Below are 11,820 nucleotides of genomic sequence, written 5' to 3'. Positions count from 1 at the left end.
GTCAAAGGGGCGGGCGCGGACCTCTGAGCACGGCCCGGGCAGGCCTCAGCGGCCGCCCGCGCCCCGCGTGCCGGGCCCCTTCCCGTCAGCCTCGGTGATGTCATCGACCTCGACGATCTCGACGATCTCGATCTCATCGAGCGGTACGGCCAGGTCCGGGTCGATGTCGGGGTCCGCGTCGAGGCCGTCGAGCGCCTCGTCGTCCAGTTCGTCGTCGAAGACCGCGCTGACGTCGAAGCGGCACACCACCCGGTGCGGATCGGCCTGTTCGAAGGGGGCCTCCAGCCACTCCCCCGGCTCGGCGGGGGCGTCCGCCGCGGTGACCCACACCGTGGAGTCGCCCTCCTCCAGCCCGAACTCCTTGTGCCGCGAGGCGATCTCGTCCGGTTCGAACTCGCCGAACAGGACCCCGAGCGCGCCGTGGACCGTGTCGGCCGGGCCCGCGCCCCGCTGCCCCGGGACGTCGGCGTCGGCGACCCGCTGGGCCTGCGCGAGCAGCCGCTGCGGCTCCGCCACGGCGTAGTCGCGGCGGATCAGCACGCTCAGCGCGTTCGCCTCCTCGGGGCCCCGGTAGGGCGGCAGCGCGTCGTCGGTGCCGGGGATCTCGAAGGGCGTGACCTCGTCGTAGCGGTCGTAGAGGAGTTCGTCGTACTCCTCGGCCGCGGCGGCGAGTTCGTTGAAGGCCTCGTACACGGCCGGATCGTCCTCGCCCGACCTGCGTTCGACCGCGGCCAGGTGGCGGTCGAGCGCGGTCTTGACCGCCTCGGCGGCGGCACGTACCTCGGCAGCGGTGGGCTGCGCAGCATCAGACATAGTGCAGACGCTATCCGTACCGGGCCGGTGCCCGCACAATAGATGCGATGCCGGAATACGAATTTGTCGACGTCTACGTCCCGCGCGGGGTCACCCGCAAGGAAGCCACACGTCTGCTCACGGACCACGCGGAGTACGGACACTGGGAGCTGGACCGCCTGAGCCTGCATCCCGACGGGAGCCGCAGAGTGCGGCTGAAACGGCGCATCATCCGCCAGGTGCGGGCCACCTGGTAGGCCGGTGCGGGCGCCTGGCGGGCCGGCTCGGGCCGAGTACAGGGGGGATGACACGGAAACGGAGCGGGCCCCGCGACGGCGGGGCACGCTCCGTTTCCGGTGTTCTCGGGCTCGGGGCGGCTCAGGCGGACGCCCGCGCCCTCCGGTACAGCACGGTGCCCGCGAGCAGCACGCCCGCGCCCGCCGGCAGTGCGATGCCGATCGGCAGCGAGCTGCCCGTCTCGGCGAGCTGCGAGGCGCCCTTGGGGGGCGTGACGACCTGCGTGCCGGGGTGGTTCGGCTTGTCGTGGCCGCCCGGGACGTGGGGCTTGCCCGGCTGCCCCGGCTTACCGGGCTCTCCCGGCTTGCCCGGCTCCTCCGGCTTGCCGGGGTGTTCCGGCTTGCCCGGCTCCTCCGGCTCACCCGGCTCGCCCGGCTCCTCGGGCTCCGTCGGCGGCTTCTCGCCGGGCGGCTTGGAGTGGCCGGCCTCGTTGGCGCAGTGGTTGCCGAAGGCCGGGTTGCCGACGCCGACGACGGTGATGCTGTTGCCGCAGACATTGACCGGGACGTCCACCGGCAGCTGCACGTTGTTGCCGGAGCCGACACCGGGCGAGTTGGCGGCGTGCCCCTCGGCCTTCGCCCCGCCGGAGGGCTTGTGCGAACCGCCGCCGCCCTTGCCGGAGCCGTTGGTGCAAGAGTTGCCCATCGCGGGGTTCAGGACCCCGACGACGTTCACGGTGTTGCCGCAGACGTTGACCGGAATGTCGACCGGGGCCTGAACCGAGTTGCCCGCCAATACGCCGGGCGAGTTCGAACTGCCGCCCTGGGCGGTGGAGTCCGCGTGTGCGTAGCCACCGGTCGCGGCGAGTACGCCGGTCGCGGCCGCCACGGTGATCAGGCCTTTGCGCGTGACCTGTCGCATAGCTGTTCCCTGCCTTTTACCTTCCGAAGTACGCACGGACGTGCTCGCCCGGACGTGGAATATCCGTCGGCCCCGGAGCGCATGGCGTGCACTCCGGGGCCGACGGACTCAGACCCTCAACGGGTGAGGCACAACGTCACTTGTTGATGCAGGTGTTGCCGAAGGTGGGGTTCAGCAGCCCGATCACGTTGACCGTGTTGCCGCAGACGTTCACCGGCACGTGCACGGGGACCTGGAGTACGTTGCCCGAGAGGACACCGGGAGAGTTCACGGCGGCGCCCTGGGCACCGGCGTCGGCGGCGGCGATGCCCGCGCCCGCGAGCACGAGACCACCAGTGGCAGCCGCAGCAGCGACGACCTTCTTGATCATTATTCCTCCTTGTTGGCAATGCAGTCCCAGCCGCGGACTGCACCACCTGTAACGAGGAGGGGGTTGCGGGGCTACGAGCCGAAGGCTCCTTTCACTCTTCTCAGGCACGTACGTACGTGCTGACGATTATTGGAGAGTCGTTTCAGCACGTAAAACGGCCGTATTGCAGTCGGTTCACGGCCCGTTGCCGTCAGGCCGGGGCCGCCTCCGTCAGGACGCGTCGATGAACCGGTCGAGCACCCGGACGCCGAACTTGAGGCCGTCCACCGGCACCCGCTCGTCGACGCCGTGGAACATGCCGGCGAAGTCCAGCTCCGGCGGCAGCTTCAGCGGCGCGAAGCCGAAGCCGCGGATGCCGAGGTCGTCGAAGGACTTGGCGTCCGTGCCGGCCGAGAGCATGTACGGCACCGCGCGGGCGATCGGGTCCTCGGCGCGCAGGGCGGTCTGCATGGCGTCGACGAGCGCCCCGTCGAAGGTGGTCTCCAGAGCCTTGTCGGCATGCACGTCCTCGCGCTTGACCCGCGGACCGAGAATCCGGTCCAGGTCGGCGAGGAACTCCTCCTCGTAGCCCGGCAGGTAGCGGCCGTCGACATGCGCGGTGGCCTGGCCGGGGATGACGTTCACCTTGTAACCGGCGCCGAGCTGGGTGGGGTTCGCGGTGTTCTGGAGCGAGGCGCCGATGAGCTTGGCGATGCCGCCGAGCTTGGCGAGCGTCGCGTCCATGTTCTCCGGGTCGAGCTCGGTGCCGAGCGCGTCGCCCAGCTCGTCGAGGAAGTGCCGCAGCGTCTTGGTGACCCGCACCGGGAACTTGTGCCGCCCGAGGCGCCCGACGGCCTCGGACAGCTCGGTGATCGCGTTGTCCCGGTGGATCATCGAGCCGTGCCCCGCGGTGCCGTCCACGGTCAGCTTCATCCAGTGCATGCCCTTCTGGGCCGTCTCGACGAGGTAGAGCCGCAGGTTCTCGTTGACGGTGAAGGAGAAGCCGCCGACCTCGCTGATCGCCTCCGTGCAGCCCTCGAAGAGGTCGGGGTGGTTGTCCACGAGGTACCGGGCGCCGTACGTGCCGCCCGCCTCCTCGTCCGCCAGGAAGGCGAGGACGATGTCGCGCGGGGGCTTGCGGCCGCTGCGCATCCGGTCCCGTACGACCGCGAGGGTCATCGCGTCCATGTCCTTCATGTCGACGGCGCCCCGGCCCCACACGCAGCCGTCCGCGATCTCGCCGGAGAACGGGTGGTGCGTCCAGTCCACGGCGTTGGCCGGCACGACGTCGGTGTGGCCGTGGATGAGCAGCGCGGGCCGCGAGGGGTCCTCGCCCTCGATCCTCGCCACCGTCGAGGCCCTGCCGGGGTGGGATTCGAAGATCTTCGGTTCGAGACCGACCTCGGCGAGCTTCTCCGCGACGTACTCGGCGGCCTTGCGCTCCCCCGGGCCCGAGTGGTCGCCGTAGTTGCTCGTATCGATCTGGATGAGTTCCCGGCAGAGGTCGACGACCTCGTCCTCACCGGTGACGGCCTTGCCCGTGCTGGACCCGCTCACGCTGGGCTCCTCCCGCATTCGCTGCTGGTGGTCCCCCTCATCCTCTCTCTCCCGGCCTCCGCGCCCAAGGCCGGGCGGCGCCCGCCATCAGCAGTTCACGCCAGGTGGCGGGGTGATCGAGTACCCCCGGAAGCCTGGTAATGTTCTCTGTGTCGCCGCGGGGAACGCCCCGCGAGACACACACCTGGTCCGGGTGGCGGAATGGCAGACGCGCTAGCTTGAGGTGCTAGTGCCCTTTATCGGGCGTGGGGGTTCAAGTCCCCCCTCGGACACCAGCGAAAACCCCAGTTGATCTGGGGTTTTTCTGTTTCTCCGGCTGTGGCGTGACCAACCACGTGACCAACAGCCGAGCGAACTTCCTGGTCAGACCAGGGATGACAGGCCGATTCGGGCAGCGCTGGAAGCGGCCAGCTTCTTCGCCCCCTCAGCGCGACGCCTGCCGTACCGCGACATGGTGTAGCCCGGCGAGTGGTGCCGGGCGTCGGCCGAGACCTCTACCGGGTTCTCGTGGTTGTCGAGATCGTTCGTGATCTTCGACGCTCGCCAGTCATGCAGCCGGAAGTTCTCCGGCAGGTGCAGACGGTTACGCGCCGTCCGCCAGCGGGCCGACACCTTCTCGGGGTCCTGTGGTCCGCCTGCCTCCCTCCGGTACAGCTTGAAGCCGTCGCGGGCGAACACGAGGTCATGGTCCACCCAGAGATCCCCGAGGCGTTCCCGCTCCGCGTCCTGGCGTTCCTTCTGCCACTTCAGGACGTTCATCAGGGCTTGGTCTACGTAGATGATCGCGTTGTCGTCTCCGTCCTTGGTGAGCTTGCGCAGCCGGTAGGTGTTGCCTTCCTCGACCACGACCCAGGCCAGTTCGATGGCGCACTCATCCCAGTGGATGAGCGACCACTTCCACCCCAGCACTTCGCTGCGTCGGCATGAGGTCGCCGCGTACGAGGTCCACAGGGGGGCGTCCCGGAGGCAGTGGTGGATCAGTCCGTCATCGCACGCCCGGTTGCCGCACGGCTTCCATATCTCTTTGAGGAAGTGCGTCGTCTCGTGATCGTTGAGCGTGGGGAAGTCGGGCTGTGCCGCCTTGATCTGCCGTTCCGTGGGCGGGTTGGCAGTGTGGGCCGGGTTGACCGTGAGGAGCTTCCTCGGTCCGTCACCGAGTCCAGCGCGGCCGAGATGATGTTGTGTTTGTGCTCTCCGGGAGCCGGTACAGCTCGTCCAGCCGCTCGTCCGTCACCTCCACCACCTTGACCTTGCCTATGTGCGGCTTGATGTGCAGGCGGATCTTCGGCCCGTACCCCTCCTTCGTGGTGTCCTCGCCCCGGTGCTTGGCAAGCCACCCGTCCGTGAGCTGTCCGCCGGCCTTGCCTTCGACCTTGGTCAGGAATCCCCGCTGACGCGCCGCCCGGAGGTGACCCTTCAAGGTGGCCTGCTTGGTGTCGGTCAGCTCTTCCAGCAGCGGGACCGGTGCCCGTTGACCGAGATCGACCGCTCTCACATAGAGCGACGAGAGAACGGCCAGGTACTCATCCGTCAGTCGGCCAGGCAGATCCTTGAGAACGCTCGCGAGTGCGTAGATCTCGGCCGCCGCGACCTTCTCCCGGTTCGTCACGGCAATCGCCAAGGCCCTGGGGGTCTCCCGGGCCACCTTGTACCGGCACATCGGTGAGAGCGCCTGAGACAGGCGTACAGGGGCGCAGTCAGGCGTTCACCTCGGAGTGCACCGGGACGGGCGGGCGCACTCCGGTGAGCGCCTCCGCGCAGGTGACAAGGTGGGGCGCAAGGTCGGGGTACCAGCCACGGGCTACCGCTTGCAGCATCTCGGCCAGGGCTGCGAGTTCCCCGATTCGGCCGGCGGGGGTGTCGAGGATCGGCACGAACTCCTTGCGGATGCGGGCGGCTACGTCGGGAACAAGCAGGCTGTTGGCGTGGAGGAGTCCCGCGTCATAGCCGAAGGGCACCCGTCCCCACCGCTCCCAGTCCAGCAGGCACAGGGGCGCGGCGGTGAGGTTGCCCCAGTGCAGGTCACCGTGACCGGTCACCCGCTCCACCTTGGCGGGGGCAGGGATGCCGAGGAACTGGGGGAAGGCTCGTTCGATCCACCCGTCCCGCACGGTTGCCTTCACTCCCTCGGCTTCAGCGAGCAGGGCCAGGGCTTGGCGAAGGTCCGCCCACCACTCGTCAGGCAACCCCGGGTCGTGGTCGATGTCGGCCCGGTCCGGGGACACGATGGGTTGCGTGAGGTAGTCCAGGACTTCCGACTCGAAGGCCCACTCGCCGTCAGTCCAGTCATGCACCGCGTACAGGTGGGGGCGGGGCACGCCGTCAGGCACCAACTCCGAGGCGCCGACGATGCCTTCCCCCGCCTTCCTACCCGCGTTCCTCTTCGCCGTCCGGCTGACCCGTAGCCACCGGTCCCCCGCTCGGCGTCCGAGAGTGACACCGAGGAAGCCCCACGCCAGCGGCCCCGTGCAGGTGAGGCCCAGTGCCTTGGCCGCCCGGTCGTGAGCGGCCTCCATCAGGGCCTGCACCTCCTCATTCACCGGCGAGTTCATCCGTCATTCTCCTGAGTTCCTGGGCCGTCAGCGGCGCAGCCAGAGCCTTGGCCACATCGTCCCAGTGCTCGCGGGTGCTCGCGGAAGTCAGGACGACATCGAGGCCGGGGCACGAGCCAGCGGCCAGCATGGCAGCGGCTGCGGCCGACAGGCCGGGTCGGATGAGGTTCACCAGTTCGGGTGTCATGGCGTTGAGGAGTTCGCCCCCGTGCAAGGGAGCAGAGCCGAACGTGATCAGCCCCGCGTCCTTCGCCTGTACCAGTGGTCCGCCGCCGTTCAGGGCCTGTGTGATCGGGGCATCCATGATCAGGCTGACGGGCATCTGCAAGCCCGTGAAGTGGTGCTCGGCGGAACCGGCCGCCTGCCGGGCGAGCGTGAGCAACTCGGGGACGCTGAGCGCTCCGGAGGTCAGGCCCGACCAGGTGGCGACGCCGTACCCGCCGATCCTGCCCGCATGGGCGGACTCTTCCAGCGCCGTGAAGGCTTCCCGTACGCGCCCGTGCAGAGCGGCACGGTCAAGGCCGTGCCCGTGGTGCTCGGGGTTGTGCACGAACACCACGTCTACGCGCCCGAGCGCGGCCAAGGATCGCTCCGTCTGCCAGCGGATGAAGCCCCGTTCAAGGCTGTACCTACCGGCCGCCTCTTCCCGGGTGAGCACTCCCTCAGCCAGGGCGGTACGGCCTTGCTCCTCCGTGAAGAACCCCGTCTTCGTGGCCACCCGCACGGACGGGTACTCCCCGAGAACCGGGCGCAGTTCCTCATGCGCCCGGCCATGGGCGTAGTTGGGTGCCGTGTCCACCCAGGGGCTACCGGCAGCCAGGGCGGTGCGTGCCGCCTGACTGACGGCACGCACGCGGTATGTCCCCAGGCAGAGCGCGGCGGTCACAGCGCCGTCCCCACGACTGCGACGGCGTGGCCGTCGATGAGGACGGAGACCAGTGCGGCCACCTCCTTGACCTCAAGCCCGGCGGAGTCAGCCATCTCCCCCAGCGTGGTCGGCCGGTTGGTCAGCAGCGTGCCCAGCGCGGGCGCGGCGGACACGGCGAAGTCCCATGCGGTACCGGCCGCCGAGAAGGTGACCGTGCCCTGTTCGCGGTTCGCCGTCAGGCGACCCCTCGGAGCGGTGAGCTTGACCGTGATCTCTCCTCGTACGGGGAGCCCGTCCACGTAGGGCAGGGACGGAATCGGGTGGCCCAGGTCCGTCGTGTCGATCGACTCCGCCCACCGCTCAACGAGGCGCGGGTCCGCCAACATGTCGGCCACCTCACGGCGCAGCGCATCGGTGAAGTCCGACTGTTCCGCCAGCGAGCCGAAGCGCGGAATGTCCCTGCGCAGCACGAGGGACGCCCGGAGCTGATCGACGACCCACAGCATCAGGTCAGCGCCCGTGTGCGGGACCACCCCGAACGTGAGGTGAAGGGATTCCGTCCCCTGGTCAGCGGTGACCGCATGCCACCAGCCGCGCGGCAGATAGAGCACGTCACCGGGGGACAGAACGAGGTCTGCCACCGGGTCGCCCTCCGGTTCCTCCGGCGACTCCACGTCCCGGAAGGTGGGCGCTTCGCGGGTCATCCCCCACAGGCGCCACCGCTTCGAGCCGTGCAGTTGCACCACCACGACATCGTGGTCGTCCCAGTGCCGGCCGAAGCCCTCCCGCTCGGTCCACGAGGCGTACACGTTGGCCTGCACGGAAGTCCCGAGGAAGCGTTCCAGCCCCTCCGCAGCCGCCCCCACGGCGGGGTGGATCTTCTCCACCGCGTCCAGGACCAGCGACGCCCCGTCCCTGAGCTGGGCGTGGAAGTCGGACGGCTGGATGCGGGACCAGGTGACTGCGCGGCGGTTCGTCGTCGGGATGGCGTAGCAGTACAGCGGGACCATCTCGCCGTCGACCGAGAGGCGCAGCCGGGGCGGCTCCAGCCGTTGCGTGGCGATGATCCGGTTCAGGTCATCCCAGGAGAACAGGCTCGCCGTGTCGGCGACCCCGGGGAAGTGCGCGTAGGAGCGGTGGTACGTCTGGGCGAGGAACTTGTCCCCGCCCAGACGCCCCGCCCACGAGGCTGCATCAAGCAACGTGGGCGCTCCCGTCAGTCGTTGCCGTCGGAACGGCCACTGCTGACGTCAGACTCCTGCTCGGCACGGGTGCGCGCGGCCACGATCTTCCGCTTCGCGATGAGCAGGCCACCCCCCTCGGGGGCCACGGATCCGGTGTTCTCTTCCACCATCGGACTACCTCTCTCTTCTCGGGGACTCCCGCCCGGGATCAGGCGGGAAGCAAAGGGGGACAACGGCGAGCCCGGCGGTTACCGGATCGCCAGGGCTCCGGCGAGAACCACGGCACAGCCGCCGAGGATCATGGCCAGGTACAGCGACCCCGCGTACCGGCCGAAGTGGCGCAGCACCCAGCGGCCCAGGCCGCGACTCACGCCGTCTTCTGCTCCGCCGCGACAGGGCGGAGATCACTCACAGACGGCGAGCTGCGGCCCGTGCACCAAGGGCACCCGCAGGGCGGGTACTTGGTCGGTGAACCCAAGATCACTGCGTTGCGCGGGTCCACCTGCACCTCACGAACCGGGCCGTACGTCCGGCCGCCGTCGTATGACACCCGCAGGGTCATGCGTCCGCCGTCGCGGTTACTCGTTTCGTCTCGTTCGGTCGCCGCCATGGGGGGAATCATTGACCTGGAAAGCGGGGGCTGTGTAGTTCTTTCCCGTCATGGACTAAAGATCATGAACGGCAAGCGGCAGACCACTCCGCCAACAACGCTCGCGCTTCCTCCCCGAACAATGCGTACCCCTCCAGCGTGGAGAACAGTTCGAGATGCATTTCGATGTCTCTCGGATCTCTCAGGATCACGACACCGGTCGTGTTCTCCACAGTGGCCAGCGTGTTGTCATAGATGGTGAAGGTGTCCATAGGCGCCATGGGTTTGCATCCCGCGATTGGGATAACGCCGAGCTTCACGTTCGTAAGGTAGGTAAGCGAGGCCAGTCGGTCAATCTGCATTGCCATCGCAGCCGGGGTCAGGAGCGGCCACCTCACAGCCTGCTCGGTCAGGATGAAGGTAAACCGCTTCTTAGTGTCGTAAAGAACCTCCTGCCGCTCCAGCTTCCTCGCGATCGTCTTAGTGACATCGGCCGGGGAATGGGCAAGGCTGGCCCGGATGTACTCAGGGGTGGACAGCAGTCCTGTAATCATCGAGAGCAGGAAGAAGCGGAAGTCCGTAGATGAGGATTCGAGGGCTGCAAGTTCAGTCTGCTTCTTCTCCAGGCCCCTACGGCGCAGCGAGCGCAAGTCTTGCCATTCGGTGTTGGCCAGCCGCGCGAGGGCGACGACCTCCTCGATGACCTCGGGTGGAGCCACGACGACTCGTAGGATTCTTTCCAGGTCCAGTAGGCTAGGCTGAGCTTTCCCGTTCTCAATCCGGCTGATCTTCGATTGGGACATGTTGCAACGCCGAGCGAGCCGGTCCCCAGTGAGGCCGGCTCGCTTGCGTAGTTCTTTCAGCAGGGCCGCCAGTTCCTGTTTCGGCTGGCCCATCTGCTCAGGGTCGAACGTCACCCGCTCACGTACTCCAGGAATGGAACCGACTCGGCAACGGCAATTCGCTTCCACTGCCGGTACGGTTCGGGATCACCCTCGTAGAGCTCCCGGCTTATCTGCGTCCCGTCCGCCCGGTAGTTCATCAGGACCACCTTGGACTCATCGAACATCCAGAAGTCCTGATCCGGAAGTCCCGGGTTCTCCCGGTCGGCGAGGTCGAGGATGCGGATATCCTCGCCCACCTTCACGTGGTGCCGGTAGTAATACTCGAACTCGAACCGAAGGTAGTCCGAGAGCGGGCGGGTCACGACGTGCACCCTGCCGACACTCTTTCCTTCCGAGGTCCATTGTCGAACCTCGTCCATCCAGGCCGACGTGTAATCGTCGGGGGATTTCTCCCCGGCGAGAAAGCGCTTCAGCTTCTCCGCTTCCTGGGACACGGTGTAAACGGGCAGCGTTTCCAACCGCCACGCCTCACGCTCCATGGAATCGAAGCAGTCATTCCACGCGTCACCATCCAAGTGCACGGAACGCCTCCCTGAGAACAGCCTCCGGGATTTCCACGAGCCCTTCCCCGGAGGGCGGGGTGAAGGCGTCGGACACGTCGCCCTGCACCACGAACGACCCGGTAGCCGTGCGGTACACGTTCGGGCAGTCCTTCTCTCCGCACTCGCCGTTGCCGTTGCCGGTGAGCCGGGTGAGTGCCGAACGTTCGGACATGCCAAACCCCCTTGCTCTGGCCCCGTTTGGGCCGCCCGCCCAACGACACTAGAGGGGGCGGTGTCACGCGTCTATGCGCGAACGCGACTATGCGTGTCCTTGCATAAACAGGGCATCGACCACCCCGGCGCCACCCCGGTACGTGGTCGCGCACGTGCCCGTGCAGACTGGGCGTAGCCCCGTGGCGCTGTCCGGGAAGCCTGACCAGGGACAGACGCCTCGGAGGAGGGTTGGTTCACGTGACCAACGCATGACCAACAGGGGCCCGATAAGAGAGTTCAAGTCCCCCCTCGGACACCAGCGAGAACCCCAGTTGATCTGGGGTTTTCTGCGTTTCCGGGGGTGTGGCGTGACGCTTGCCGGACGCGACAGATCCGCGTACCCGTTCATGCCGGCGAGCGTTATGGCCGTCGGACTGCTCTCGTCCCGCAGGAAGCGGGCGACAGCAGTCCGAAAGGGAGCCTTCTCGCGGGTCAGGGGGTGGGGCTGTGGGACGTCAGTTCCTTGAGGTCCAGGTTCAGGCGTAGGACGTTGACTCGGGGTTCGCCCAGGAAGCCCAGGGTTCGGGGGGTGGTGTTTTTGGTGATCAGGTGTTGGATCTGGGGGACACTCAGGTGGTTTTTTTCCGCCACGCGGTGGGCCTGGAGGGCGGCGTAGGCCGGGGAGATGTGCGGGTCCAGGCCGGAGCCCGAGGAGGTGACCGCGTCGGCGGGGACGTCGGTGGGGTTGATCTTGTGGGACGCGGTGGAGTTGTCCCTGATGACTGCCGCCTTCGCCTCCTTCACCTGGGCGATCAGCTCCTCGCTGTCGCCCGCGAGGTTGGTGGCGCCGGACAGGAGCAGCTTGTGGTCGGTGTTGACGCTGTTCTCGCCCAGGCCGTTCGACGGGCGTGGTTGGAACCATCGCAGGTCGGGGGCGGGGGTCTTCTGGCCCCGCTTGAGCGGCAAGTCGTAGCGCTGGCCGATGAGTTCGGAGCCGACGACCTTGCCGTGCGCCTCGATCTCGGAGCCGTTGGCCTTGTCGTGGAAGAGCGCTTGGGCGACGCCGGTGACCGCCAGCGGGTACAGGACGCCGCAGAGCAGGGTCAGGACGAGCAGCGCGCGCAGTCCCGCGCCGAGCAGCCGGGCGGTGTTGGTCACGGAGTTGTTCATG

At 67.9% G+C, this 11,820-nt stretch carries 16 protein-coding genes and 1 tRNA gene; 2 read left to right on the top strand and 15 right to left on the bottom strand.

Annotation, left to right across the window (positions count from 1 at the left end):
• Nucleotides 1-45 precede the first annotated feature (45 nt).
• Complete coding sequence (locus tag ACZ516_RS24725; RefSeq protein WP_469011691.1) at nucleotides 46-813, bottom strand: hypothetical protein; 768 nt, start codon at nucleotides 811-813, stop codon at nucleotides 46-48.
• 47 nt (nucleotides 814-860) lie between these two features.
• Between ACZ516_RS24725 and ACZ516_RS24720 the strand changes: the two genes are divergently transcribed.
• Nucleotides 861-1,049 (top strand): DUF5703 family protein, encoded by a 189-nt coding sequence (locus ACZ516_RS24720; protein WP_127911640.1) that lies wholly within the window; start codon nucleotides 861-863, stop codon nucleotides 1,047-1,049.
• Nucleotides 1,050-1,170: 121 nt separating this feature from the next.
• Here the strand turns inward: ACZ516_RS24720 and ACZ516_RS24715 are convergent, their stop codons facing one another.
• From ACZ516_RS24715 to ACZ516_RS24705, 3 genes are all read right to left on the bottom strand, one after another.
• A complete protein-coding gene (locus ACZ516_RS24715) occupies nucleotides 1,171-1,950 on the bottom strand; it encodes a chaplin (protein ID WP_358696307.1) in 780 nt (259 codons plus the stop codon).
• A 136-nt stretch (nucleotides 1,951-2,086) separates the two neighbouring features.
• Complete coding sequence (gene chpH, locus ACZ516_RS24710; RefSeq protein ID WP_358696309.1) at nucleotides 2,087-2,320, bottom strand: chaplin ChpH; 234 nt, start codon at nucleotides 2,318-2,320, stop codon at nucleotides 2,087-2,089.
• Between the two features lie 210 nt (nucleotides 2,321-2,530).
• Entirely contained in the window at nucleotides 2,531-3,874 is a 1,344-nt protein-coding gene (locus ACZ516_RS24705; protein ID WP_467465392.1) for a M20/M25/M40 family metallo-hydrolase, read from the bottom strand.
• Between the two features lie 169 nt (nucleotides 3,875-4,043).
• Here ACZ516_RS24705 and ACZ516_RS24700 point away from each other — a divergent pair.
• Nucleotides 4,044-4,131 (top strand) — tRNA-Leu (locus ACZ516_RS24700).
• Nucleotides 4,132-4,219: 88 nt separating this feature from the next.
• On the opposite strand, the gene ACZ516_RS24695 is transcribed toward ACZ516_RS24700, so the two are convergent.
• The 11 genes from ACZ516_RS24695 to ACZ516_RS24645 all read right to left on the bottom strand — a co-directional run bounded on the left by ACZ516_RS24695 (nucleotide 4,220) and on the right by ACZ516_RS24645 (nucleotide 11,819).
• Complete coding sequence (locus ACZ516_RS24695; protein WP_469011690.1) at nucleotides 4,220-4,765, bottom strand: hypothetical protein; 546 nt, start codon at nucleotides 4,763-4,765, stop codon at nucleotides 4,220-4,222.
• A gap of 241 nt (nucleotides 4,766-5,006) precedes the next feature.
• Nucleotides 5,007-5,477, bottom strand: coding sequence for a hypothetical protein (locus tag ACZ516_RS24690; protein ID WP_358581236.1), 471 nt, complete (start codon nucleotides 5,475-5,477; stop codon nucleotides 5,007-5,009).
• 76 nt (nucleotides 5,478-5,553) lie between these two features.
• The gene (locus ACZ516_RS24685) at nucleotides 5,554-6,408 is read right to left on the bottom strand and encodes a hypothetical protein (RefSeq protein WP_358581234.1); all 855 of its coding nucleotides are present in this window, start codon (nucleotides 6,406-6,408) and stop codon (nucleotides 5,554-5,556) included.
• Nucleotides 6,389-7,294, bottom strand: a complete 906-nt coding sequence (locus ACZ516_RS24680; protein WP_469011689.1) for an aldo/keto reductase — start codon at nucleotides 7,292-7,294, stop codon at nucleotides 6,389-6,391. Before ACZ516_RS24680 ends, ACZ516_RS24685 begins: the two co-directional genes overlap by 20 nt.
• Entirely contained in the window at nucleotides 7,291-8,478 is a 1,188-nt protein-coding gene (locus ACZ516_RS24675) for a cupin domain-containing protein (protein WP_469011688.1), read from the bottom strand. Before ACZ516_RS24675 ends, ACZ516_RS24680 begins: the two co-directional genes overlap by 4 nt.
• A 14-nt stretch (nucleotides 8,479-8,492) precedes the next feature.
• Nucleotides 8,493-8,630: a hypothetical protein gene (locus ACZ516_RS24670; protein ID WP_358581225.1), complete on the bottom strand. Its 138-nt coding sequence runs from the start codon at nucleotides 8,628-8,630 to the stop codon at nucleotides 8,493-8,495.
• Between the two features lie 78 nt (nucleotides 8,631-8,708).
• Nucleotides 8,709-8,831 (bottom strand): hypothetical protein, encoded by a 123-nt coding sequence (locus ACZ516_RS24665; protein WP_268257584.1) that lies wholly within the window; start codon nucleotides 8,829-8,831, stop codon nucleotides 8,709-8,711.
• 301 nt (nucleotides 8,832-9,132) lie between these two features.
• Nucleotides 9,133-9,966, bottom strand: coding sequence for a helix-turn-helix domain-containing protein (locus tag ACZ516_RS24660; RefSeq protein WP_469011687.1), 834 nt, complete (start codon nucleotides 9,964-9,966; stop codon nucleotides 9,133-9,135).
• Nucleotides 9,963-10,475: a DUF6879 family protein gene (locus ACZ516_RS24655; RefSeq protein WP_469011686.1), complete on the bottom strand. Its 513-nt coding sequence runs from the start codon at nucleotides 10,473-10,475 to the stop codon at nucleotides 9,963-9,965. The genes ACZ516_RS24660 and ACZ516_RS24655 overlap by 4 nt, the downstream gene beginning before the upstream one ends.
• On the bottom strand, nucleotides 10,459-10,668 hold the full coding sequence (locus ACZ516_RS24650; RefSeq protein ID WP_189418471.1) for a hypothetical protein: 210 nt from the start codon (nucleotides 10,666-10,668) through the stop codon (nucleotides 10,459-10,461). The genes ACZ516_RS24655 and ACZ516_RS24650 overlap by 17 nt, the downstream gene beginning before the upstream one ends.
• Before the next feature lie 473 nt (nucleotides 10,669-11,141).
• The gene (locus ACZ516_RS24645) at nucleotides 11,142-11,819 is read right to left on the bottom strand and encodes a potassium-transporting ATPase subunit C (RefSeq protein ID WP_469011685.1); all 678 of its coding nucleotides are present in this window, start codon (nucleotides 11,817-11,819) and stop codon (nucleotides 11,142-11,144) included.
• Nucleotide 11,820: the final 1 nt, after the last annotated feature.

It is taken from the genome of Streptomyces sp. NPDC034037 (assembly GCF_055575715.1).
The sequence above is the reverse complement of the archived record's forward strand: the minus strand, read 5'-3'. Positions and strand labels throughout refer to the sequence as shown.